At 45.5% G+C, this 24,353-nt stretch carries 18 protein-coding genes and 1 pseudogene; 12 read left to right on the forward strand and 7 right to left on the reverse strand.

Features of this window, described 5'->3' with window-relative positions; genetic code table 11:
• Positions 1-108 precede the first annotated feature (108 nt).
• From Q0852_RS00485 to Q0852_RS00500, 4 genes and pseudogenes are all read left to right on the forward strand, one after another.
• Positions 109-796, forward strand: a pseudogene (locus tag Q0852_RS00485) (IS1 family transposase).
• Between the two features lie 216 nt (positions 797-1,012).
• Positions 1,013-1,366 (forward strand): tRNA-binding protein, encoded by a 354-nt coding sequence (locus Q0852_RS00490; RefSeq protein ID WP_299012915.1) that lies wholly within the window; start codon positions 1,013-1,015, stop codon positions 1,364-1,366.
• Positions 1,366-1,713 carry a hypothetical protein gene (locus Q0852_RS00495; protein ID WP_299012916.1) on the forward strand — a complete coding sequence of 116 codons (348 nt, stop codon included), beginning with the start codon at positions 1,366-1,368 and terminating at the stop codon, positions 1,711-1,713. Before Q0852_RS00490 ends, Q0852_RS00495 begins: the two co-directional genes overlap by 1 nt.
• 114 nt (positions 1,714-1,827) lie before the next feature.
• Positions 1,828-2,304 carry a hypothetical protein gene (locus tag Q0852_RS00500; protein ID WP_299012917.1) on the forward strand — a complete coding sequence of 159 codons (477 nt, stop codon included), beginning with the start codon at positions 1,828-1,830 and terminating at the stop codon, positions 2,302-2,304.
• 133 nt (positions 2,305-2,437) lie between these two features.
• Here the strand turns inward: Q0852_RS00500 and Q0852_RS00505 are convergent, their stop codons facing one another.
• A complete protein-coding gene (locus Q0852_RS00505) occupies positions 2,438-4,120 on the reverse strand; it encodes an RluA family pseudouridine synthase (protein ID WP_299012919.1) in 1,683 nt (560 codons plus the stop codon).
• A gap of 230 nt (positions 4,121-4,350) precedes the next feature.
• Between Q0852_RS00505 and modA the strand changes: the two genes are divergently transcribed.
• The 4 genes from modA to Q0852_RS00525 all read left to right on the forward strand — a co-directional run bounded on the left by modA (position 4,351) and on the right by Q0852_RS00525 (position 8,061).
• Positions 4,351-5,121 carry a molybdate ABC transporter substrate-binding protein gene (gene modA, locus Q0852_RS00510; RefSeq protein WP_299012920.1) on the forward strand — a complete coding sequence of 257 codons (771 nt, stop codon included), beginning with the start codon at positions 4,351-4,353 and terminating at the stop codon, positions 5,119-5,121.
• 2 nt (positions 5,122-5,123) lie between these two features.
• Positions 5,124-5,816, forward strand: coding sequence for a molybdate ABC transporter permease subunit (gene modB, locus Q0852_RS00515; protein ID WP_299012922.1), 693 nt, complete (start codon positions 5,124-5,126; stop codon positions 5,814-5,816).
• Positions 5,810-6,889 (forward strand): molybdenum ABC transporter ATP-binding protein ModC, encoded by a 1,080-nt coding sequence (gene modC, locus Q0852_RS00520; protein WP_299012923.1) that lies wholly within the window; start codon positions 5,810-5,812, stop codon positions 6,887-6,889. Before modB ends, modC begins: the two co-directional genes overlap by 7 nt.
• 527 nt (positions 6,890-7,416) lie before the next feature.
• Positions 7,417-8,061, forward strand: a complete 645-nt coding sequence (locus Q0852_RS00525; RefSeq protein WP_299012924.1) for a CAP domain-containing protein — start codon at positions 7,417-7,419, stop codon at positions 8,059-8,061.
• Between the two features lie 230 nt (positions 8,062-8,291).
• On the opposite strand, the gene Q0852_RS00530 is transcribed toward Q0852_RS00525, so the two are convergent.
• From Q0852_RS00530 to malT, 3 genes are all read right to left on the reverse strand, one after another.
• Positions 8,292-8,573 (reverse strand): D-fructose-6-phosphate amidotransferase, encoded by a 282-nt coding sequence (locus tag Q0852_RS00530; RefSeq protein WP_299012925.1) that lies wholly within the window; start codon positions 8,571-8,573, stop codon positions 8,292-8,294.
• A gap of 220 nt (positions 8,574-8,793) precedes the next feature.
• Entirely contained in the window at positions 8,794-9,471 is a 678-nt protein-coding gene (locus Q0852_RS00535) for a DUF4336 domain-containing protein (protein ID WP_299012926.1), read from the reverse strand.
• A gap of 105 nt (positions 9,472-9,576) precedes the next feature.
• Complete coding sequence (gene malT / locus Q0852_RS00540) at positions 9,577-12,285, reverse strand: HTH-type transcriptional regulator MalT (RefSeq protein ID WP_299012927.1); 2,709 nt, start codon at positions 12,283-12,285, stop codon at positions 9,577-9,579.
• 487 nt (positions 12,286-12,772) lie between these two features.
• On the opposite strand from malT, the gene Q0852_RS00545 reads away from it, so the two are divergent.
• From Q0852_RS00545 to Q0852_RS00560, 4 genes are all read left to right on the forward strand, one after another.
• A complete protein-coding gene (locus tag Q0852_RS00545; RefSeq protein ID WP_299012928.1) occupies positions 12,773-15,232 on the forward strand; it encodes a glycogen/starch/alpha-glucan phosphorylase in 2,460 nt (819 codons plus the stop codon).
• 87 nt (positions 15,233-15,319) lie between these two features.
• Positions 15,320-17,503 (forward strand): 4-alpha-glucanotransferase, encoded by a 2,184-nt coding sequence (gene malQ / locus Q0852_RS00550; protein WP_299012929.1) that lies wholly within the window; start codon positions 15,320-15,322, stop codon positions 17,501-17,503.
• 53 nt (positions 17,504-17,556) lie between these two features.
• Positions 17,557-19,704, forward strand: coding sequence for a 1,4-alpha-glucan branching protein GlgB (glgB, locus tag Q0852_RS00555; RefSeq protein ID WP_299013428.1), 2,148 nt, complete (start codon positions 17,557-17,559; stop codon positions 19,702-19,704).
• Positions 19,705-19,957: 253 nt separating this feature from the next.
• Positions 19,958-21,535 carry a PAS domain-containing methyl-accepting chemotaxis protein gene (locus tag Q0852_RS00560; protein ID WP_299012931.1) on the forward strand — a complete coding sequence of 526 codons (1,578 nt, stop codon included), beginning with the start codon at positions 19,958-19,960 and terminating at the stop codon, positions 21,533-21,535.
• A 93-nt stretch (positions 21,536-21,628) separates the two neighbouring features.
• On the opposite strand, the gene Q0852_RS00565 is transcribed toward Q0852_RS00560, so the two are convergent.
• From Q0852_RS00565 to Q0852_RS00575, 3 genes are all read right to left on the reverse strand, one after another.
• The gene (locus tag Q0852_RS00565; RefSeq protein ID WP_299012932.1) at positions 21,629-22,300 is read right to left on the reverse strand and encodes a hypothetical protein; all 672 of its coding nucleotides are present in this window, start codon (positions 22,298-22,300) and stop codon (positions 21,629-21,631) included.
• Positions 22,301-22,479: 179 nt separating this feature from the next.
• Positions 22,480-23,361, reverse strand: coding sequence for a lipase secretion chaperone (locus Q0852_RS00570; protein WP_299012933.1), 882 nt, complete (start codon positions 23,359-23,361; stop codon positions 22,480-22,482).
• 2 nt (positions 23,362-23,363) lie between these two features.
• The gene (locus tag Q0852_RS00575; protein ID WP_299013430.1) at positions 23,364-24,278 is read right to left on the reverse strand and encodes a triacylglycerol lipase; all 915 of its coding nucleotides are present in this window, start codon (positions 24,276-24,278) and stop codon (positions 23,364-23,366) included.
• Positions 24,279-24,353: the final 75 nt, after the last annotated feature.

The following is a 24,353-nucleotide window of genomic DNA, read 5'->3' on the forward strand; positions in this document are numbered from 1 at the left end:
ATTGGTTTAAGGCGTGAGGTTTGAGATCAGAGAAGTGGTGTATGTCGTTGGTCATGACTCAAATGGGTTGATGTGTGTTAGTCTATCCACTTTTCCTTGTAAGCACCTATGGCAACCATCCAAGTAAAATGTCGTTTCTGTCACCAAACTCAACCCGTGCGTAAACACGGTACTGGCTCTGGCGGATTTCAACGGTTCAGATGTCTTGATTGTAAGCGAACCTTTCAATTGGAATACGCCTACGAAGCCTGTCTTCCTGGTGTCAAAGAGAAAATCGTTGATATGGTAATAAACAGCTCTGGCGTCAGAGAAACTGGAAGGGTACTGAACGTTGCTTACAACACGGTATTGAACACTTTAAAAAACTCCAACCGAAGCAAGTAACTTCAGTCCCATTTGATAATGCTAAGATCGAGCTTATCTGTGAAGTCGACGAGCAATGGTCATTTGTTCAGAGTAAAAAGAATCAACGTTGGTTTTGGTATGCTTGGGAGCCAAGATTTAAGCCCATGCTTTTGGTTGACGCAGTGAGGAAACACTGCATACCCTGCTAGAGCTATTAAAACCATTTGCAATCAATTTCTTCTGTACAGACAACTTCAGAGTTTATTCATCAAACCTACCATCAGAAAAGCACATTACTGGGAAGTTATTTACCCAACGTATAGAACGGCAGAATCTTACATTGAGAACAAGATTAAAGCGGCTCAACCGCAAAATTATAGGCTTCTCTAAATCAGAAGATATGCATGACAAGGTGATTGGTACATTCATTGAGCGAGAATTCTACAAATGAGAGTTCAACAAGTTGGCGTCATAACTGAATTTTTTATTCTAAATATTAATTGTCATGTAATCGTCATAATAGTGTCATATTTAATCGTTCGAAGTTGATATTGAGGTTTTTGATATCAGCCTAATTTCTGTGCATCGAGTCATTGAATTTGCATCAAGTTGTATGATAAATGTGTCCTCTTGTTTTTATACTTTTGAAACGGTGATAGGAGGAAGAATGGAAGCTGCACCAATTAAACCGACGATTAGTTTTGATGATTTTACAAAAGTCGATATCCGCGTCGGAACCATAGAGCGGGTAGAAGATGTTGAAGGTGCGGATCAGCTTGTCCGCCTTATTGTCGATTTTGGTGATCACAAGCGTAAGATTCTGTCCGGTATTAAGCAGGAGCGAGAAAATCCGGCTGAAATCGAAGGTTCGCAGGCTCTGTTTGTTGTTAACCTGCCACCAAGAAAAATCCGTGGTGAAGTTTCAGAAGGCATGCTTTTTGATATAGGTTTTGAGGACGGTATCCTTCCAGCTCTGGCAATGCCAGAAAGACCTGTACCAAATGGTTCTCGTTTAGGTTAATGATGGATGAGCTAAGTACATATATCCGGGCTATTCATCAGCGTAATCCTTCGCTAACTGTTAGAAGTCAAGATACAGCCAAGAATAGTTATCAGGATGGTGATATCGAAGTGAACAAGGTAGAAACGTTGTTCACCTTCGACAATGGCGTTGTTCTTTGTTACTCGGTTGAGCGTGACGACGCTTCATTAGATTCTTCTAATGGGGTTAATCAACTTGTATGCGAAGAGTGCTGGATTAGCTATGAAGTTATTGATGGTGCTGAACAGGTTATCCGTCCGCGCCGGAAGATCTTTTACAATGCCTGCCAGGAAAAATTTTACATTAAGTTGCTTATGGGGCGGTAAGTTAACCTATTAAAGGCAAATGATAATTGATATCATTAGTGGCGTTTTTGTCATTCGTTCGCGCTGTGTATGAATGAGTACTGTATACGATTTAATAGGTTAAAAAAATAAGACATGAGAACTGCTTTTTTTCTTCTCGCTATAGTTCTTACTGCATTCCAGGCAAATGCCGCTCTTGAACTTAAAGATGAATATGGAGCCTGGAGTCATTACGAGTCTCAGGATGTAACCACCGGAGAGCCGGTGATCATCGGGGTTTCTGATGCTAAGAGTGACGGTAACGTTGAAACCGTTGCACTTCGCTGTACTTATGAAGGGGTGAATCTTTTATTCTTTAAATCGCTAAAGCGTGAAGAAAACGGTTATCAGGCAAAATCCCATATTGATAATGGCGATACTTTCGATATGGATGTTTGGGTTAAGGGTAGCACCCATTGGGCTACCATTCCCGAAAAGCAAATTGAATCAGCAATTAAAGGAAAGCAGCTAAGCGTTACACTTGAAGGTATATCAGGCAAAGAAGTGGTGACTGTGCCGTTGAATGGTTTCGGGAAAATGTATCAGGCACTGATTCCAACTTGTAAAGAGTAATTGTGAAGTTTGAGCTTAGTGCTTATTCTGTTCATGAATGAAGAACTTCTGTTACTTCTTAATTAAAGACGAAGCAGCCAATTGGCTGCTTCTTTGTTATCCGAGTAGATTAATGTCCATGAAGAAAATGAGATCAGAACTCAGCTTCAACCTGGAATCGCATTTGTTCATGGCTAATAGGGTGGTGTAGTTCTAGCATCTCTGCATGGAGATGAAGGCGATCCGCTTTAACACCATAAAGATCATCGCCAACCATAGGTGTTTGTAATCCCTGGATGTGGGCACAATGGACTCGTAACTGGTGGGTGCGGCCTGTTTTTGGGTATAGATGTACCTTTGTTTTATTGTTTACCCGTTCGATGACTTCCCACGTAGTTTCTGCCGGCTTACCGTGTTGATAGCAAACTAATTGGCGTGGTCTGTCGTTCAGGTCTCCGCGAAGTGGCAGGTTGATGATGCCTGCATCCTGTTCGATAACACCGTCCAGCAGAGCGACATAACGCTTCTGTACTGTGCGCTGGATAAACTGCTTCTGCAGGCTCTTGTTGGCTCTTTTTGTTAGGGCAATGACCATTAATCCCGATGTAGACATATCTAATCGGTGGACGATAAGCGGGCCTGTGGCTTTCGGGAAGCGTTGCTTCATTCGCCGGTAAACGGAATCTTCGATTGTTTTTCCTGGTACAGATAAGAATTCGGCCGGTTTGTTGACCACCGCCATGTCCGCGTCTTCATAAATCACTTCAACCTGCTTACCTTCCCCCGGATTGGTCAGCAGCGGGTTTTCATCAACGTCTAAACCAACCAGCATATGTGCCAGAATCGGCTGGCACTTACCTTGGCAGGCTGGGTAGAAGTTCTTGTGTTGTCTGATTTCCGATTTCGGCGACGAACCCCACCAAAATTCAGCCATCGCCAGTGGTTTCATTCCCCACTTAAATGCATATTGAAGCAGCTTAGGGGCGGCACACTCGCCAGCAGCAGCCGGTGGTACACCCTGCGCGGTGTTGACGAAAAGCTCACCAAGATCTTTTTCCTCACCGAGGATATTGAGAAAACGGTATTGCTCAAATAGTCTTTTCTGTAAATCAGCAGACAGATTTTTGCGTTTTTCTTTAAGTTGTTCGATTTCTTTAGTCAGCAATTCAAGCTGCTGCTGAGCGTGTTGAATACTCGCGTCACATTCCAGCTTCAGATCCCGTAGCTGAAGTTTTTCGATGATACTTTCCTGACTGAGCTGGTTTTTAACTGTCTCAAGCTCTTCACCACATAGTTCAGCTTTCGCTGCCGCTCTTTTCGCCTTTCTGGTTTTTCGGGCTTCGATCATTTTACTGCGGTGAGCTTCAATCTGTTCATTGGCTGTTTGTTGTGCCATAGACAGCGCTTGCGTTAGCTCATTGAGTTGCGGATTAGCTTCCAGCGTTTTTATCTGAGCGTTAATACCGTTGATCTCATCTTGCCCGGTCAGGAAAAAGCTGTTTTCGGTCAGCATGTCGAACACTGGTGGAACAAAATGCGGCAACAGGTTTTTCTCTGCCATTTTGCCGGAAAAAGCCGATAAATAGCCGATCTCACCATGTTTATTCTCCACCAGAAGCACACCAAACATTTTACCGACCGCAGTGCCAGTATCACCATTAAGACCAAAGTTATGCTGCCAGTTGGTTTGAGTTTCCAGGTGCTCTTGAAGCTCTTTTGCTGCCAGCATACATAACGGGTGAGGCTCATAGTAAAACGGGAAAGTGAACCGTTCCGGCATATTGAATGAGTCGATAGTGGCTTTAAAAGGTGTAAAGCAGTGTTCCGGGGAGTGCATAGGCTGATCTATTGTGATGAACGTTTAGCCACACAAGACAATGCTTGATTGGCGATTAAGACTGGCAATTCTAACCTTTCATTGGTGAGATAGCACTAAGGGATGTTTTTCTAATTTAATTCTTCTTAAATCAATCTTTATTTTAAAAATCCAACTCGGATCTGTTTTCAATATGCGATATATACTTTACTATATATCGCATATTGAGTGTACTGACATTAGAGGAAGTTATGAATAAGCGCTTGTTAACCTGCCTGTTTTCTGTAAGTTGTGTTCTTGGTGTGTCGAATCCGGCATGGGCTGCGGATAAGGTGACTATCTTTGCTGCGGCATCGTTGACTAACGCTATGAATGAAGTGGCGGCGGTATACAAGGAAAAAACAGGCATGAAGTCAACGCTTTCATTTGCTTCGTCATCTACCCTTGCCAGACAGATTGCGCAAGGGGCACCTGCTGATATTTATTTATCTGCGAATGAAAAGTGGATGGATTATGTTGAGAAGCAACAAGCCATTGAGCCGCAGTCGCGTAAAAGCCTGCTGAAAAACAGCTTGGTGCTGGTGGCTCCTGATGCTTATCCGGCCGATAAAATTGAAGTAAATGCTTCGTGGGATATAGCTAAGGCACTCGATGGAACGCGTTTAGCGACGGGCGATCCGAAGCATGTGCCAGCTGGTATCTATGCTAAAGAGTCACTGGAAAATATTGGACTATGGCAGAAGGCATCGCCATTGCTGGCGCGGGCAAATAATGTTCGCTCGGCATTGTTATTGGTAGAAAAACAGGAAGCGATGCTTGGGATCGTGTATAAAACAGATGCCTTGATTTCCGATAAGGTAAAAGTGGTTGCTGAGCTGCCGAATAATAGCCATGCTGCGATCACATACCCTATCGCTATAGTGAAAGATAAGTCTGACGAACAAGTTGAAGCTTATTATGAGTTCCTACAGTCTGATCAAGCGCGCGAGATTTTTGAGAAATACGGCTTTGGAGTTAACTAAGCGTGCTAACAGAATACGAGCTGCAGGCCCTGCAGCTTAGTTTGAAAATTTCGGGAGTGGCAGTGCTGGTAAGCCTGCCACTTGGCATTTTATGTGCGTGGATGCTGGCTCGTTGTCAGTTTTATGGAAAAGCAATTTTAGATGGCATTGTTCATTTGCCGTTGGTTCTCCCTCCTGTTGTTATTGGATACCTGCTGCTTTCTTTGATGGGGCGTCAGGGAGTAATAGGTAAAACCTTGTATGACTGGTTCGGGCTAACGTTTAGTTTCAGTTGGCGCGGGGCGGTGATTGCTGTGGCGGTGGTTTCTTTTCCTTTAATGGTGCGGTCTATTCGGCTGGCTCTCGAAAGTGTAGATCTCAAACTGGAGCAGGCAGCCCGTACACTGGGTGCTAGCCCGCTGAAAGTATTTTTCACTATTACTTTACCGCTGACATTACCGGGAATTTTAACCGGTGCTATTCTGGCCTTTGCCCGAGCGTTGGGTGAATTTGGAGCCACGATCACGTTCGTATCGAATATTCCCGGCGAGACACAGACAATCCCTCTGGCTATGTTTTCCTTTATTGAAACGCCGGGAGCCGAAACCGAAGCTGCCCGTTTGTGTGTTATCGCCATTGTTATAGCGCTGGCTTCTCTGCTGGTGTCTGAACTTCTTGCCCGAATTGCCCGTAAGCGGTTGGAAACGCAATGTTAGCAATAGATGTACAAAAACAGCTGGGTGATCTTCAGCTTGATATAAAACTGGATCTCCCAATGCAGGGGATCACGGCAATATTTGGTCGCTCCGGTACTGGCAAGACGTCCCTTATTAATGTACTCAGTGGTTTGAGTAAGCCTGACAGTGGCTCAATTAAGCTTGGCGACCATGTATTGTGTGATAGTGATAAAGGGATTTTCCTACCACCGGAAAAACGCCGTATCGGGTATGTATTCCAGGACGCCCGTTTGTTTCCTCATTATACCGTTGCCGGTAACCTGACTTACGGCTGTCGTGATAAAGATGAAGTACACTTTGACGATGTGGTTCGATTGCTGGGTATTGAGGGTTTATTGCAACGTTACCCTTCATCATTGTCTGGCGGTGAAAAGCAACGGGTGGCTATTGGGCGGGCATTGCTGACAAAGCCGGATATGTTGTTGATGGATGAACCCTTGGCTTCTCTGGATTTGCCGCGTAAGCAGGAGCTGATGCCATATCTGGAGAAGTTGGCGAAAGAAGTGAACACGCCAATTATTTATGTTACCCATAGCTTGGATGAGATTTTGCGACTGGCCGATCATATGGCGATGATTAATCAGGGTAAGGTCGTGATTTCAGGCCATGTAAACAGTGTGTGGGGATCTCCTGAGATGAGGCCATGGTTACCTGCCAGGGAGCAGAGCTCACTGATCACTGCCAGGGTAAATCATAACCATCCGAAATATGCTCTAACTCAGGTGATGCTTAACCATAATGCTTGTTTGTGGGTGAGTAAGCTAAGTCGTGCCCGTGGTGAGTGGGTGAGGGTACGTATTCACTCGAATGATGTCTCGATCACTAAGTTGAAGCCAGGACATACCAGTATCCGTAATATCCTTGACGGTCGTGTTGATAAGATTCTACCTGTTGATGATGATGAAAAGGTGGCAGTTCGCCTGCGTGTGGGTGAAGCCAATATATGGGCGAACATTACGCTTTGGGCGGCGGATGAGCTAGAGCTTACGGTCGGTGATGAAGTGTTTGCTCAAATAAAAGGGGTAAGTGTTACCCAGGATGATTTGGCATAAGGCAATTTAAGACTGTGTTATTCACTCAATACTAAAAAAGTGAGAGACTTTTTTGTATAGACCACAAATAATCACCATCAATTATTTATCGAGGTGTATTATTTTGTGGTCTTTTTAATGCTGCAATATATAGCATAGTGCTAACTTTTAATTTGCCACTTTTATTTTATGACATAATCAAGGATGTCATTTACTATCATTTTATACATCAATGTATAAATTAAAATACATTGTGTGGAAAATAATTTCTTTTAATTAATTGTTTGAATTATATAGTTTTAAAAATTTGTTTTGTGATCTTGAACAATACAATTGTTTGTAAATTGTTTGTCAGGATACTTAAAAAGTAACCGTTGCATATTGAAGTGTTCAGCTCTGAGTCAGTATATTGTCCCCACGTTGATACTGATGCGAATATTAGTATCAAAACTAATCTAAGTTTTCTTAATATACTTTTTTGCTGTTAGATACCCATATAAGTTTATTTTGAAATCATTGGTTCAATAAGACATATACTGGATGTACCCATGCGAAAACTATCACTTCTATTAATTTCGATGTTTGTTGTAACTGGTTGTGGTTCAGGCGGTGGTTCTGAGAGCGGCACAGTTACAGATAATGGTTCATCAAATACAAGCTCTAATGTAGTCAATTCTGGTGATACTAATACCGGTGGTAGCAGCAGCGGTTCTTCCAGTAGCAATGATGGTAATACACCATCTAACCCAACCATTCCAACACCAGATCCAAACAGTAGCTTAGCTGATCAGATGCTAGCTGCGGTGAATGCGGCACGCGCTCAGGCTCGAAGCTGTGGTGGTGAGATGATGCCGGCAGTAGGGCCACTGACATGGGATTACTCTTTAGAGCAGGCTGCATTTGTTCACTCAAGCAACATGGCTAACTACAACTTCTTTAGCCATACGGGGCAAGATGGTACTCAGCCAGCCGACCGTGTAAGCGCTCAGGGTTATAACTGGCGTTCTGTAGGTGAAAATATTGCGGCAGGGCAGAAAGATGTTAGTGCTGTTATGACTTCATGGCTGAACAGCCCCGGCCACTGTAAGAACATCATGAGTGCTAACTATACTCAGATGGGCGCAGCATCAGTGACTAACTCAGGTTCGCAATACGGTATTTATTGGACGCAGAATTTCGCTCGCCCACGTTAATATCCGACAAGTCGTTGAGTAACATTTAGTCTCAACGACTATCCAGTATTATGATTTAAGTGCTTTAGAAAGCAGAATCACTTGGCCGTCACTAAAATAGTGGCGGCTTTTTTAATGGGCGTTGGGACAGAAATAGTATGGAGGGGGGAGATGATATCGAGGTATTTTCCTAATAGGCTGGACATATTTGAGCCTGGAGTTGTTACTCCAGGCCAAACATTGCTTTTAAGTTAGTGGCTGGCACTGGCTTTTCTTGCCGCTTCCAGACGGAACGCTTTGACTTCTGAAACCCATTGCGGACGGTTGATAAATTTACCGATGAAGTAAAACGGGATCAGGAAGACAAATAGCGGGATAGATTCGTGAAGATACGTTGAGGCTAAAGCTTCTTCATGGGAGAAATAATTAAGCACAGCCAAAACGTCAAAAATCATTGCCAGAGTTACTAAAATGGCGGAGATAACCAAGGCGAGGCCAAGAATATCCCTAAAGTACAGCTTAGATGCTTTCATATTTGTTCCCTCAATACATTGCAACTAAATAAATATACCCTCAATCGCATATTAAAAATTGAGATATGTCATACAATAATGAGAGGAAAATGAAAACATAGATTTAACGTATGTTACATGAGCCGCAAAAAAGAGTTATTTGGCTTGTTTTAAAGCCAGAGGTTGTGGGCCTCTGCCTGAGGTTCATTATTGAAATAGGTGGTTTAACGGAAAAATCGGCTTACAGTGCCCATCTGAATGCTTGATGAAATATAGATTTACCATTATTACTGATGACTTGGCCATGTGAGAGGATTACACGGTCAAAGGGCCAGGTAAGTATTTCTTGTAATGATTGCCGCAGACGGGTTTTATCTTTGAAGGTCATCCGCCAGTAAAGAGGCATTCCCGGTGAATGATAGCAGCCATTTATCAGCGCAAGGGCGGTTGTCAGAATACTTGGTGAGGGCTTTAACCAGGCCAGGGTGTCACCGACGATCAAAGTTTGTGACTCGGGATCGCAAAAGACCACCTCCTCCATTTGATCGCTTCCCCTCAGTAGAGTTTGGTATAGCTGGTGGCGCCACAGGGTTGGGGTTTGTGCGCTTAAGGCATCGTCAAACGCCAGATCGGTCCGTTTATGCTGAAGGCCGGGTGGGGCAAAGAAATAGGCTTCCGGATAGGCCAGCCACCATTCTGAAAGGAAAAGGTGGTGGTTCATATTGGGGGTGACAATAGCGTAGACCTGTCCAAGCTTGCTCAGTTCCAACTGAAGTTGGGTCGTGAGTTGAATGGGGGAGTGGATCAGCAGCTTGCCATTACCCAGCCGGATGATGGTCATACGGGCACCGACAGGAATGCCGTTCACTTTGAACGGCATGTCCTGATACCAGATTCGATTGTTGCTCCATTCAATCATAGGTCATCCTTAACCTTTGATACCAATTAGCATAAGTATTTGATTTTTCTTGCGCAACTATCTGAACACCTACTTATCCAGATTGGTATGTTGAGCTTCGAAAAATCAGAAGCCCATTAGCTTGAGTAAGTTTTCCGCTGTCTCTATCGCTTGCTGGCGGTTTGCAATATTCAGCTTTTGGTAGAGGTTACGGATATGAGTTTTAATGGTGGTTGAGGCCACATCAAGCTCAGAGGCAATTTGTTCATTGCTATAACCAGTATAAATCAGCCCGAGTACCTGCCATTCTCGCTGGGTTAGCGGGCTGGTTCGGATGAGTTCAGGGACATCCGGTAGGTTCAGTAGTTTTTCAACAAAACTTTCATCAAAGTGAACCGAGCGATTGCGCTCTTTACTGGTCATTTCCCGTAGCAGTTGTCGCGCTCGGTGTAGTTCAAGTTCGTTAAGAGCTCGGGTGTCAACTAACTCTTGCAGCAGATCGTAGATTTCACTGCCGTCACAGAGGAAAATCCCTACCATCCCCGTGCTATTGGTTAGAATCAGCGCCTCTTTAAGTTGTGTAAGTGCATCTTCGCGACTTCCCATACGCTTGCTTAACACCGCTTGTACCACAAGGTTACGATTTTTGTCTGTGATCAGATTGTGATTATCACAATGTTCCTGCAGCATTTTTAATATGCTTTGCGAGCGTTCCTGCTCACCCACGTTCAGGCAGGCGCGGGCAATATTACGCCACTGGAGCTGTTGGAAGTGGTTGCATGCACCTTCCGGTTCCTCGGCTTGCTTCAGCCAAGTCTGGATACTGTCCACCGTGCCGGTATTTTGCCAGTGGAACAGGTTTGCTAGATCGGTATTGGCACGCCAGTCGATATGGTAATCGGTGCGCTCCATCATGCTATTACAGAGCTCCAGATATCGGGCGGCTTTGTCTTGCTCGCCACGGGTAACGGCGATTCGTGCCAGCATAGAGTAAGCGTGAAGTGATTTGGTCTCATCGAAAGGAGCCAGGACTTCCAGGCTTTTCAGCGCCGCCTCTTCAGCTTCGTCAAGACGGTTCCAGCACCATAGAATTTGGGCGCGGAGGCGTAGAAGGAACTCGTGCAACGGTACTTGTTGCAGGTGTTGTTCCTTAACCAGTTTGAATGCCTGTTCCAGCAGTTCATAGGCAGACTGAACATACCCTTGGGCCAGTAGAATTTCACTCTGCTGAAGGATTGCCCAAAGAGCCTGGTGGTAAACATGATACTGACGAGCCATTTTTTCAGTCTGCTGCATCATTGGCAGCGCCCGGCTAAGGTTACCCAGGCAGTGGTGTACTTCACCGACTACCGAGGTAGCTACGATCCGGCTACGGTAGGTCGTTGAAGGTAGTTGGCCCAAGGCCAGTTCAGACAGAATAAGGGCATCTTCAGGTTTGCTCTGGTTAATTGCAACCTGAGCTCGCAGGGCATTGAATTCCCCTTGTAGCGCATCATCCAGTGTGATGTTGTGCTTATGCATTTCAGCTTCTGCTTCAGCGATAAGATCGCCTACATCGTTATAGCGATGCTGGCTCTGGATCAGCCAAAGTCGAAGCAGGGCAAGGCGGGGAGTGCTGAATAGTTTGTCTCTGCTAAGGGCGTCAATAGAGTCTTGTAACAGCTTCAACTCGCCATGATGGAACATTTCCCAACCGTGTTCGGAGAGGATCTGGATTGATAGCTCTTCATTTTCACTCTTCTGTGCATGTAAAAGTGCTTGTTGCGGAGAGTGTTGTTTCAGCCAGGCTTTGGCTGCCAGGGTGTGAAGCTCAGAACGTTGTTGCGGGATTTGTGAGTAGCGCTGGTGGCGTAAGAATTCTGCAAATAAATTATGGAAACGATACCAGTTATTGTCGCCTTCTAGTGTGTTGAGGAATAAACCAAACCGGTTTAATGACTCCAGCATTGCCAGGGCGTCGCTACGGCCGGTGAGATCGGTGACGAGCTGGGCATTGAACATATCTAATACCGAGCACTGTAATAAGAATTGCTGGGTTTCTTGATCTAGCTGGTCAAAGACTTCTTCTGCCAGGTAATCCCACAAGTGACCTCGGTTGAAGCTGGCGACTGAAACTGCAGATTCAACCAGGTTATTCGGTCGTTGCTGGGCATGAAGGGCAATCAATTGTAATGCAGAAGGCCAGCCCTCGACCTGTTCGCGCAGAGTTTTGAGGACGTCGGACTCAACGGTATTGCTAACGCGCTTATCAAAGAATCGTTCTGTTTCTTCTTCATCGAAGGCTAGCAGGTCGTTGTCGACTTCTATGAGCAAGTCTCTAACCCGCAAGTTAGCCGTGCCCAACGGCGGCAAAGTACGGCTGGTAACCACGAGGGTAATGTTATCAGGCATGTTTTTCAGGAAGAAACGCATTCCGTCATGGATATCGTCGTTGTTAATGACGTGGTAGTCATCTAGAACCAGATAGGTTTGCTCGTGATAATCGCTCAGTTCACTGAATAATTCGCTAAACAGGGTCGACAGGCAGGCAAATTGCCGGCGCTCTGCCATTGCCTGGGTTTTCAGGCATGTGTTGTTACTTGCTTTGTTGATAGATTGAAGCAGGTAATTGGCGAATCGGAATGTGTCGTTGTCGTTCTCGTCGATGTTAAACCAGCCTGTATGAGGATGGTCATTTAACCATTGTGCCGCCATGGTGGTTTTGCCGTAGCCGGCAGGAGAGCGGAATAGCACAAGACGATAAAAAGGAGCCTGCTCAAGTGCTTCCAGCAAACGAGGGCGAAGTATTGCATTATGAAGACGTGCCGGCCGAGTCAGTTTAGATGGTATCCACATAGTCTTGCTATCTTATGTAAGGTTTCAGGTTCCGTTGAAAGCTCTTAGGTATTATTTCCCATCATATTGCGGGGTGGCTTATATGAGCTTTATGCAATGCTGTTTCCAAAATCATGCATGAAATTTTTTTCACGACGTTTGATCTGGGCCATAACTTTAACCCTGTACAACGTGAATTTAGTAATTCTATGTTCTCTCATCCCTGGAAATATGAGCCGGATCACACATGTTGAAATATTCTTTAATAAATAAACTTTTGTTTGCGCATATAATTTAACCTACCCATGTGAAAATGGTTGCACTTTGTTGGGTGGTGGTAGCTATCTCCGCCTCGAAATTTTGCAGGATGTCACACTAGGGGAGGGAATTGGGTAACTACGCCCCTACCACTCATCCCTAATCCTCCCCTCGGTGGGAGGATGTTTTAACTGACAGACGAAGGCAACATAGGCAGCAGTTGGAAATAATCCTAGAGAGAGATTGAACCATGACTACAAATGGTCAGACACAACAATTTGACAAGGCAGCATTCAAGGCGGCTGTAGAAAAACATCTAACAACGACTTATGCAGTTACATCTGAAACTGCAAATTTACGTAACTGGTATATGGCAATGGGCCGTGCGCTGGCTGAAATCAGCACTGGTAACTTGCTGGAAACAGAAAAGCAGCTTGCTGAAGAAAAAGCACGTAGCGTTAACTACCTTTCTCTTGAGTTCCTTATTGGTCGCCTGACAGGTAATAACCTGATCAGCATGGGTCTGTATGAAGACGTTGCGGCTGTAATGGAAGAAATGGGTCAGAACCTGTCTGACCTTCTGGAAGAAGAGCGCGATCCTGCTTTGGGGAATGGTGGTCTGGGCCGTTTGGCTGCATGTTTCATGGACTCGCTGGCTGCTCAGGAATACCCTGCAGTAGGTTACGGCCTGCACTATGAATATGGCCTGTTCCGTCAGTCTTTTGAAAATGGACGTCAGGTTGAATCACCAGATGCATGGCGTGGCATTGAAGGTTACCCATGGGAAGTGGTTCGTCCTGAACTAAACCAGACTGTTAACCTGTACGGTCACGTTGAATCATACATCGACGAAAACGGCAGTACTTGCCGTCGCTGGGTTCCTGCAATGACTGTTGAAGGTGTTGCGTGGGATCTGCCTATTATCGGTTATGATAACAATAGTGTTTACCCACTACGCCTTTGGGAATGCCGTTCAAATGCACCGTTTAACCTGGCGCGCTTCAATGATGGTGACTACGTAGGTGCTCAGTACTCATCACTGGAAGCGGGTAACGTAACTAAAGTTCTATATCCAAACGACAACCACGACCAGGGTAAAGCTCTGCGTCTGATGCAGCAGTACTTCCACTGTGCATGTTCGGTTGCCGATATCCTTCGCCGCCACATCGGTTCAGGTAACAAGATTGAAGATCTGGCAAAGCTAGAAACTATCCAGCTGAACGATACTCACCCAACCATCGCTATTCCTGAATTGATGCGTGTTCTGCTTGATGAATACAAGCTAGGTTGGGATGCTGCTTGGGACATTTGTTCTAAGACCTTTGCTTATACTAACCATACACTACTTCCTGAAGCACTGGAAACATGGTCTGAATCACTGATCGCTCAAATGCTTCCACGCCACATGGAAATTATTTTCGAAATCAACCACCGTTTCATGAAGCTGGTTGAGAAAACCTGGCCTGGCAACAACGAAGTGAAGCGTAAGCTTTCTATTATTGAAGAAGGCCCTCAGCGCATGGTTCGCATGGCTAACCTGTGTGTAGTTAGCACTTATGCGGTAAACGGCGTAGCGGCACTTCACTCTGAACTGGTTAAGCGTGACTTGTTCCCGGAGTTTAACGAAGTGTTCCCTGGTCGTCTGACCAATGTAACTAACGGTGTAACGCCACGTCGCTGGATTAAGTACTGTAACCCAGGCCTTTCTGCGCTGATCAGCGAGAAAGTGGGTGATGACTGGCCGAAGAAACTGGAAAAAATTGCCGGCCTTGAGAAATTTGCTGACGATAAAGCGTTCCAGAAGCGCTATATGGCAGTGAAGAAAGAGAACAAGCAGCGTTTGGCCAACTGGGTTGAAGAGAACATGGGGATCGATTTGGATACCAATGCAATCTTTGATATCCAAATCAAACGTCTGCACGAATACAAGCGCCAGCACCTGAACCTGCTTCACATTCTGTCGCTGTACCACCGTCTGATCAACGATCCGACATTTGATATGCATCCTCGCGTCTTCTTCTTCGGTGCGAAAGCTGCACCAGGTTATGCGCTGGCTAAAGACATTATCTTCGCTATCAACAAAGTTGCAGAGAAGGTAAACAACGACCCTCGTCTGGGCGGTAAGCTGAAAGTTGTCTTTATCCCTGATTACCGCGTAAGCCTTGCAGAAATTCTGTTTCCGGCTGCTGATGTTTCAGAGCAGATTTCAACTGCAGGTAAAGAAGCATCTGGTACAGGTAACATGAAGTTTGCTCTGAACGGTGCTTTGACTATCGGCACAATGGACGGTGCAAACGTAGAAATGCGCGAAGAAGTTGGCGATGAAAATATCTTCATCTTCGGCCTGCTGGTAGATGAAGTACAGAAATTGAAATCAGAGGGTTACGACCCTTACCGTTATTACCACGCTGATAGCTTACTGCGCGCAGCACTGGATTTATTGGAAACTGATGAGTTCACACCAGGCCACCCAGGCCAGCTAGCGGCGATTCGCCATAATCTGCTGGAAGGTGGTGACCCATACCTGGTACTGGCTGACTTTGCCGACTACGTGAAAACTCACGAGAAAATCGATGCTGAATACCGTGACCAGGCTAAATGGGCACATAAAGCAATTCTAAATACAGCATTGATGAGCAAGTTCAGCTCAGACCGTAGTATTCGAGACTACGCCAATAACATCTGGAAACTAGAAGCAGTGAAGCGTTAATTCACCCCTTTGGTGATTTAGAGTCTGAATTGATATCAGCAAAACCCTAACATCGTAGCGGCCGCAAGGCCGCTATCGGAGAGAACGATGAAAGACGATCAAGTATTAAAACAAGTTGCTGACATGGTAGGTCTTGCAGATAGCTATGTCAGTGCTTGGGGAGACGAAGCTAAGGTTGAAGACGAGACGATCCGTTGTCTATTGGCTGCCCTTGGTTATGATACGAAGAACGATGAAGCATTGCTTGAGTCTGCCAACAAGAAGTACCGCCCAGATGTACTGGCAGCGGTACAGGTAGTACGAAGCGGGGAGCCAATGCGCATTGCTATGCACCTTGGCCAGAGTGCACGTATCAGCGATTTCAGCTGGCACCTGGAAACAGAGCAAGGCGAGGTGATGGAAGGCTGGTTGCAATCTCAGTTAATCAGCGATGAGCGTGCGGAAGGTGGCTCGTTGGTATTCGCACTGCCGGATGATCTTCCTTGGGGTTACCACAAGCTGCAAGTGTTCCGTAAGCGTCGTAAATCTCCTTTTGAAATGACTCTGATCGTTACTCCTCAATCTTGTTATAAGCAGGAAGCACTGCTAGATGGTAAGAAAGTGTGGGGAACCAGCGTTCAGCTGTATTCAATTCGCACTAACCATAACTGGGGGATTGGTGATTTTGGTGATCTGAAACAATTGGTTGCTGATGTTGCTGCTCGTGGTGGTGATTTTGTTGGTCTGAACCCGATCCACTCATTATTCCCGGCAAACCCTGAAGGCGCGAGCCCGTACAGCCCGTCTTCCCGCCGCTGGCTTAATCTGATGTACATTGATGTAAGTTCTGTATGTGAATTTGCTCAGTGTGACGAGGCTCAGCAGTTGGTGGGTAGCCCAGAGTTCCAGCAACGCCTTGTTGAGGCCCGTAATTCAAACTGGGTTAACTATAGCGAAGTGTCTTGCCTGAAAATGGCTGTACTTCCGTTGTTGTTCGACACTTTCTGTGAGCGTCATCTGGACAACAACACTGCACGTGCGCAGAAATTCCAGCAGTTTGTTGAAGAGGGTGGCGATAGCCTGCTTCATCAGGCAGCATTCGATGCGCTACATGCTGAACTGAAGAAAGAAGATGATTCTGTATGGGGTTGGCCTGTATTCCCTGAAGAATACCGTCACTTTGACAATTCAGCCGTGCAGACATTTATTAAGAAGAACTTCAAGAAAGTTCAGCTATTTATGTACCTTCAGTGGCTGGCCGATACTCAGCTTGCAGAAGTTCATGAACTGGCAGACGAAAAAGGCATGGTTATGGGCCTATACCGAGACCTTGCTGTTGGCGTCTGTGATTCAGGTGCTGAAACCTGGGCTGACCACGGCGCGCTGTGTCAGGACGTCAGTGTGGGTGCGCCGCCAGATATCCTTGGTCCTCTAGGCCAGAACTGGGGCTTGCCACCGCTAAACCCACAGGTACTGCAAGAAACAGCCTATGACCCGTATATTCAGCTGCTTCGCGCTAACATGCGCAGCTGTGGTGCTCTGCGTATTGATCATGTTCTTGGCCTGTTACGCCTATGGTGGATCCCTAAGGGTGAAGGTGCTAAAAAAGGGGCGTACATGTACTACCCTGTGGATGATATGATGGCCATTCTGGCGCTGGAAAGTCATCGTCACCAATGTACTGTTATTGGTGAAGACTTGGGTACAGTACCTGATGAAATTGTTGAGAAACTGTCTACTGCAGGCATTCACTCGTACAAGGTGTTCTTCTTCGAAACAGCAGAAGACGGCGGTTTCTACTCTCCGGTTCATTATCCGGACCAGTCAATGGCGGCACTGTGTACTCATGATATGCCAACTCTTCGTGGTTTCTGGCATTGTGATGACCTGAAGATGGGTGAAGAGCTAGGCTTGTACCCAGATAAAGAGCAGCTCAACGGTTTGTTCGATGGTCGTGCTGAGAGCAAACAAAAAATTCTTGATAGTTTGGCCTGGCATGGTTATCTTCCTGAAGGTGTTGGGCATAATGCTGCATATGTGCCCATGGACAGTTACCTTAGCGAAGGGATGCAAATGCACTTGGCTGCAAGTTCAAGTGCCCTGCTAAGCCTTCAGTTGGAAGACTGGCTGGAAATGGATAAGCCGGTGAACATTCCGGGTACTGTCGACGAATATCCAAACTGGCGTCGTAAACTATCAACGACGTTGGACGATATCTTTACACGTCAGAATATTATTGATCTAACTAGACGTTTAACTGAAACACGAGAAAAAGCTTCACAAAAACAATAATCAGGAGTAATGCGTTGGACACATCTACCGTGACCCGCAGTGATAAGGAATATATGCAGCTTGAAAGAGCTGCATTTTCGGACCCATTTTCATTTTTAGGCCCTCAATATCAGTCTCAGGAGATTGCACTTCGCGTGTGGATGCCTGGGGCTGAAACTGTTGAAGCATTAACTGAAAAAGGAGAGCGTTTCACGCTGACCCGCGAAGCTGACAGTGGCTTTGTATTAGAAGGTGATACGGATTTTACCACTGCACTATATCAACTTATCGTTCACTGGCCACATGGCGAACAAACCCTTTACGATCCGTACCAATTCCACAATCTGCTGCCATCAGGCGATGCCTTGACTTCTCCGTCTCAAATGCACAGTGAGATGGGTGCACAGCTGATCACTCTGAACAAGGGCAATACGCCTGTATCAGGTGTTCGCTTTCTGATTTTTGCGCCAAATGCGTCAGCAGTGAGTGTTGTAGGTAACTTCAATGCGTGGGATGGACGTCGCCACCCGTTGCAGAAGCTGGATGACGGTTTGTGGGGATTGTTTGTTCCTGGTCTTGAAGAAAATGAGCTGTATAAGTTTGAACTGAAAGATTCTTCAGGTAATGGACTACCGCACAAAGCGGATCCTTGGGGTTATTACTCCGAGCAGTATCCGTCGTTTTCCTCAAAGGTTTATGACCAGTCGCGTTATCGTTGGAATGATGAAAAATGGCAGAACCGTCCGGTGACAGCCAAACACCAGGAAGCTTTGTCATTTTACGAGCTGCATGCCGGTTCGTGGCGTATCAAGGAGAACGGTGATTTTCTTACATACCGAGAGCTGGCTGGTGAGCTGATCCCTTACCTGACGGAAATGGGTTATACCCATGTTGAATTGATGCCGATTTCTGAGCATCCATTCTACGGTTCGTGGGGCTACCAGCCGATTGGCCTGTTTGCACCTTCAAGCCGTTATGGCTCCCCGGATGACTTTAAGTATTTCGTTGATCAGTGTCACCAGGCAGGGATTGGTATCGTGCTTGACTGGGTACCGGCTCACTTCCCTTCGGATGAGCATGGTTTGGCGAATTTTGATGGTACGGCGTTGTTTAATGATCCGGATCCTCGCCGTGGCTGGCATCAGGACTGGCAGAGTTATATTTATGACTATGGTCGTGATCATGTTCGTCGCTTCCTTGTGTCTAATGCACTGTTCTGGTTTGAGCACTACCACATTGATGGTTTGCGTGTCGATGCTGTCGCTTCAATGCTTTACCTTGATTATTCGCGAGAACATGATCAGTGGATCCCTAACCATGAAGGCGGCAACGTTAACTTTGATGCGGTAAGCTTACTGCGTTGGATGAACGAGGAAGTTTACCGTCATTATCCGAATGCGATGACTATCGCCGAAGAATCGACGGCTTATCCTGGTGTTTCTAAGCCGACGGATATGGGTGGCCTTGGTTTTGGTTTTAAGTGGAACATGGGGTGGATGCACGATAGCCTTTCTTATATGAAAGAAGAACCGGTGCATCGCAAATATCACCACAATACAATTACCTTCCCGTTGATTTATGCCTTCAGCGAGAACTATGTTTTGTCTCTGTCTCACGATGAAGTAGTGTACGGTAAAGGTTCGTTGCTGAATAAAATGCCGGGCGATGAGTGGCAGCAGACGGCAAACTTGCGAGCCTTTATGGGCTATATGTATGGTCAGCCAGGTAAGAAGCTCAATTTCATGGGGGCTGAAATCGCGCAAAGTGCGGAATGGGCCCATGAAGGTCAGCTGGAATGGCATTGGCTGCAATATCCAAGACACAGTGGTATGAAAGCGCTGGTAAAAGACCTGAACCAGCTTTACACCTCAACCCCAGCACTCTACGAGCAGGATTGTAGTCCTGAAGGCTTTGAGTGGCGGGTACAGGATGATGCCGAGAACAGCATTCTTGCTCATGAGCGTTTTGCTCTGAATGGCGATAAGGTACTCGTTGTCTCTAACTTTACCCCAGTGTCGCGCGAAGGTTATACCCTGGGTGTGCCGGAAGCTGGTGAATATCAGTTGTTATTGAATACTGATGATGAAAAGTATTGGGGAAGTCAGGCTTCGGTGAAGCAAGTTGCCGAAGTCACTGATGAGCCAAGTCATGGTTTGGAGTATTCGATCAAGCTTGATTTACCACCGCTATCAACGTTAGTTCTTTCTTTTTCCAAGGCATAAGAATGCTTATATGAAACTAGCCCATGATTTATATCATGGGCTTTTTTTGTTATACATATCCCTATTCATTAAAGCAGTTTAGAATCGGCTAATTTGTCAATATTGATTTATTCCTTTGTTACAATTGTGTGCAGGTTGATTTACATCAATTTGTTAAATGGAATAAATATCACAATAGTGCTGAAAATTTGTTTCATGTTTGAGGTTGAGACGATCCAACCTGAAAAGATTCCCAAAAAGATTAGAGATAATAATGACAAAAAATGTAAACCCAGCCTCAATCAACAGTGGAGGGAAGGCTGTTGATTACTTTGCTGAGCTAGATTTAATTTCGACGACTGATCCGAAGAGTATCATTACTTATGCGAACCAGACTTTCTGTGACGTTGCTGGTTACAGTGAAGATGAGTTGGTTGGCCACCCTCATAATATGGTTCGTCATGGTGATATGCCAAAGGCGGCATTTAGACAGCTATGGCAATACATCCAAGCAGGTAAAAGCTGGATGGGTATTGTCAAAAACCGATGTAAAAATGGTGATTATTATTGGGTGTCGGCTTTTGTTACTCCAATTACGGATGAAAATGGCCAGGTTATCGAGTATCAGTCGGTTAGAAGTCGCCCGAGTGAAGAAGAAGTTCAGCGAGCGGCTGAAGCGTATAAGACCCTGGATAATGGTGCGGCGGGGAACCCTTTCCGTTTTCGTCAGGGGGTATGGCTAAATGTAATTCTCGTTCTTGCCTTGCTGGTTTCTGTTGTTCAAGGAATGGTGGATAGTAGCCCTTGGCTGTCAACTCTGGTGCCTGTGCTGTTGCTAGCTGGTTTGGGGATCAGTAGTCATGGACAATCGCGTCTTCATACATTGAAGGAGCATGCCAGAAAAGCGTACGATAACCCGGTAATGGAGCCGATTTATACCGGTAAAAGAGATGATTACTCTGAAGTAGAGTTGGCATTGCGGATGCGCCGTGCTGAATTAAGGGCGATTGTAGGTCGTGCCAGTGAGACTTCCGGTGATATTTTGCTGTCGGCGGAAGATGAATTTGCTAACACTCAGCAGATCAAAACGAATCTGGCCCAACAGGCTGAGGCAACTGAGCAGGTTGGTGTGGCAATGGGACAGATGTCAGCCACAGTGAAAGAAGTTGCCGAAAGTGCTGCACAGGCTTCGGAGTTGACTACCCAAGCTCAGCAAATGGCAGCGAGCGGACAGACGAGTGTTGAAAGTACGATTGAGTCAGTACACTCACTACATAGTGAGTTGGATAACTCAAAACAGGTTATCAATGCTTTGTCTGAAAGCAGCCGTCAGATTGAGGGTATTCTGGATGTAATTGGCTCTATTGCCGATCAGACTAATCTGTTAGCTCTTAATGCCGCGATTGAAGCAGCGCGTGCCGGTGAAGCCGGCCGAGGCTTTGCCGTTGTTGCTGATGAAGTTCGCTCTCTGGCTCAGAAAACCCAGTCTCAGACCGGTGAGATCCACCAAATGATTAACCGTTTGCAAAAAACGGCCAAGCAGGCGGTGGAAGCTGTTGAACGTGGCGGTGATCTTTCTGACCATTGTCGTCAGCAGGCAATAGAAACTGGTGAGCGTTTAAGTGAAATCAATGAAATGCTTAACCTGGTAACTGACAGCAGTCATCAGATTGCTTCGGCGGTAGAAGAGCAGGCGGGAGTGAGTGGTGAGATAGTCCGAAATGTTGAACATATCGGTGAGCTGACATCTCTTACATCTCAGACTAGTGACATGTCTGTTGAAAGTACCCGAATGCTGGTAGAGCGTTTGGAAGCATTGCAACGCCTGATGGTTCAGTTTAAACGCGGTTGAGTCGATTATCGTTAAAGCCAATAAAAAACAGCGGATTTATCCGCTGTTTTCATATGTATTACAAATACCTTAATGCAAATCGCCTGAAATTCGTTATTGCTTCGGATGGGTCTCTGACAGTTTAGAACGGTAACATTCTTCGACACCGCCGATACTATGTTGCGGTGATTCTTTTTCATTACCGATTTTGATTTTTCCGTTAGCCATTTGCTGCTCTGTTATTGAATCGAGCTCTCCTAAATTTTTAAGCTTAGTTGCTGTATCTTGGATTATAGATTCCATTAAAATTATTGATTTGGGTTCTAGAGTCTTATTCTCTTCAGCTTCAAATTGAAATAGTAGTAATTGGTTCAAAAAATTATTAACAATGTCATGGACTGTGTTCATAGTTGCTCGTAGTGTTTTCACTCGTTCTTTTTCCACTTCAAGCTTATGTTTATCTTTGGTTATTTCTCCATGCTCAATGATCTTAGGTAGCCACTTCCGAATACCTATAGCTAACAACATGAAACCCAAAAGGTAGCCAACGCCCTTCTCCAAAAAGGCCTGAGTTTCAGTATCGCCAATGATTACAAATTGGTTTAATTCTTCGAAGTTATCGGTGATATCAATCAATGTACCAAAAAAGATAAAGGCAAAACCGGCCACAATGGTTCGCCACCCGCTAATTTGGCTTAATTCTTTGGTCTGTTGTGCTTTGAGAAGGGAAAAAATTATCCCTCCGACCATAACAGCTCGCAATATTTCGATGATGATATCAGTCATTACTCATCCTTCTTTTTTTAATTGGAGCATATGCACTATAGTTAGTAATGTATTGTTTTTACAAATTGAATACTCGAAAGTCACTTATTAGCCTTTTGATGCCACAAGGTAATAATTTTGTTTACCATATTTTATGGGTAAAGAGTGGAATAATTAATGTAATACTCGTTTTACCGGGCTTACAGAAACTCGGGCAAACCTTCGATGCCTCCTTGCTCATCGTGAATAGATTCAAGTGCTTTTATGCGCCGTTGCTGATTTTGTGAAAAGGTTGTTTTCCTTAGTTCACTAATGGCTTGTTTCTGTTCGTCAGTGGTTAGACTGTCGTCGGCCTGAATCTCTGCCCGCAGAGAGAGGTATTGCGTGAATGAGTGCTGAAATGCTGCTCGTTTCTCTGTCAGTTCTTCTAAACGGTTTGCAGCTTCTGTTCCCACTAGCTCCTGGTTTGCCAGGAAACGCTCTTGTGTATCCATTGTTTTGGTCCCTTGCAACTGTGACAGGAGTTGCGCGTTTTGGTAGCTCTCTTGCAGGGGGAGAGGCAAGTTATCGATTTCCTGTTGCCATTGGTTCTGAAAGTCTTCGAGGCTGTTGGCTTGCTGTTTCAGTTCAAGTTGCTTGAGTGCCAGCGTTCGTAATTGGTTTTCTTCGGCAAATAGCTGGGTTTGTTCTTCTGTGTTGAAATACTGAAGTTGTAACGAGATGATTTGATCATGTAGCCGCCGGAGCGAGGTAAGATCAAGTCGTTCAAATGTTTGCGGCTCCAGAGCCTGAAGGGCTGTTTTGTATTGGATGAATTTTTCGAATAAATGTTTGTTGTGCCTATAGGCTTCAGCTTGCTGGTTGTTATAGGACTGAAAGTGCTGTTTCAGGGTATTTAGATCAGCTTCGCCAAGACCAGAGAGGAAATACTCGAATGTATCACGGGATGATTCGGTATCAACCTTAGTATCTTGTTGCGAAGCGACCTGAATAGCGGGCTCATCGGTTGTAATGGTGTGATAGTAAAAGACCGCACCTGCTGTCCCGGCTATACACAGTAAAACAAATGCGATCTTTTTCATTGTTATAGTCCTTGTTGTTGCAGGCGGTTTGCGTGTTGACGGTAAATCGTTGTTGGTGCCGTTTCGAACAGGTGGGTAATACCTAGCATACCGTTGATTTCATCTAGGTGATTCATCTTGTAGTCATCACGGATCACCTTGCCAAGGTGGGTACTACACTGGCCCACAAGGCCATCATTAGGCTCATCAAAAGCCAGCCCTAGTACGACCATTGCTGCATCAGTAGGATCCAGAAGGTTTGTAAAATTGCTGGTACCGGTCCACGAGTAATAGTACACGCCATTATCTGCCAGGAATTCGCCTTCACCGCAGTAGGTAGATGGCACACCTTCAGGGTATTTCTGGTTGAATTCCATTAGTCCTATGGTGGTTAGTGCATCCAGTGATGCAAGCGGATCCTGAGGAAGGTGGCTGCCGCCTGATAGCAGGTTAATCAGAGTAGTCAGGCCTTCGGCTAGTTTTACTCCAATGCCTTCAGGAAAAGAGCCTTCAGGAACGGTGTTACGGGTAAGATCGGCGATAAGTGAGCCTTTGTTGACACCACCAATGCTGGTGACGGAGGCAACTAGCTCAGGTGCGACAGAAGCAACATAGCGGGTGGTTGGTCCGCCATGGCTATGGCCGATCAGGTTAACTTTTTCGGCTCCGGTAACAGCGAGCACTTCCTGTACCTGAGCGAGTAGTTGTTCACCACGCACTTCGGTGCTGTTGGTGGCTGAAATTTGGGCCACATAAACCTTAGCGCCGCTTTTAGTCAGTGTTTGCGGAATACCGTAGAAGTAATCCATACCAGCCAGAGAGTCAAATCCGAACAGGCCATGAACAAGCACAATCGGATATTTTGTCTGGGTGTAACCTTGTTGGTTTATTCCGTCTGTTGTGGTACCAGCCTGAGAAGCAAAAGAAAATAGCCAGATGACGATAAAAGAAATGAGACGTTTCAATTTTTATTCTCCTTGATAGTTCACCGATGAGTATATTCAATCGTAGTC

It is taken from the genome of uncultured Photobacterium sp. (genome assembly GCF_947502415.1).
Classification (GTDB): domain Bacteria; phylum Pseudomonadota; class Gammaproteobacteria; order Enterobacterales; family Vibrionaceae; genus Photobacterium.

Excerpts from the sequence above, each read along its gene's own strand:
- Q0852_RS00490 (WP_299012915.1), top strand. The coding sequence starts at position 1,013 with ATGGAAGCTGCACCAATTAAACCGACGATTAGTTTTGATGATTTTACA.
- malQ (WP_299012929.1), top strand. The coding sequence starts at position 15,320 with ATGAAAGACGATCAAGTATTAAAACAAGTTGCTGACATGGTAGGTCTT.
- Q0852_RS00525 (WP_299012924.1), top strand. The coding sequence starts at position 7,417 with ATGCGAAAACTATCACTTCTATTAATTTCGATGTTTGTTGTAACTGGT.
- Q0852_RS00545 (WP_299012928.1), top strand. The coding sequence starts at position 12,773 with ATGACTACAAATGGTCAGACACAACAATTTGACAAGGCAGCATTCAAG.
- Q0852_RS00570 (WP_299012933.1), bottom strand. The coding sequence starts at position 23,361 with ATGAAAAAGATCGCATTTGTTTTACTGTGTATAGCCGGGACAGCAGGT.
- Q0852_RS00505 (WP_299012919.1), bottom strand. The coding sequence starts at position 4,120 with ATGCACTCCCCGGAACACTGCTTTACACCTTTTAAAGCCACTATCGAC.
- Q0852_RS00495 (WP_299012916.1), top strand. The coding sequence starts at position 1,366 with ATGATGGATGAGCTAAGTACATATATCCGGGCTATTCATCAGCGTAAT.
- Q0852_RS00565 (WP_299012932.1), bottom strand. The coding sequence starts at position 22,300 with ATGACTGATATCATCATCGAAATATTGCGAGCTGTTATGGTCGGAGGG.
- Q0852_RS00530 (WP_299012925.1), bottom strand. The coding sequence starts at position 8,573 with ATGAAAGCATCTAAGCTGTACTTTAGGGATATTCTTGGCCTCGCCTTG.
- glgB (WP_299013428.1), top strand. The coding sequence starts at position 17,557 with ATGCAGCTTGAAAGAGCTGCATTTTCGGACCCATTTTCATTTTTAGGC.
- malT (WP_299012927.1), bottom strand. The coding sequence starts at position 12,285 with ATGTGGATACCATCTAAACTGACTCGGCCGGCACGTCTTCATAATGCA.
- modC (WP_299012923.1), top strand. The coding sequence starts at position 5,810 with ATGTTAGCAATAGATGTACAAAAACAGCTGGGTGATCTTCAGCTTGAT.
- Q0852_RS00500 (WP_299012917.1), top strand. The coding sequence starts at position 1,828 with ATGAGAACTGCTTTTTTTCTTCTCGCTATAGTTCTTACTGCATTCCAG.
- modA (WP_299012920.1), top strand. The coding sequence starts at position 4,351 with ATGAATAAGCGCTTGTTAACCTGCCTGTTTTCTGTAAGTTGTGTTCTT.
- Q0852_RS00535 (WP_299012926.1), bottom strand. The coding sequence starts at position 9,471 with ATGATTGAATGGAGCAACAATCGAATCTGGTATCAGGACATGCCGTTC.
- Q0852_RS00560 (WP_299012931.1), top strand. The coding sequence starts at position 19,958 with ATGACAAAAAATGTAAACCCAGCCTCAATCAACAGTGGAGGGAAGGCT.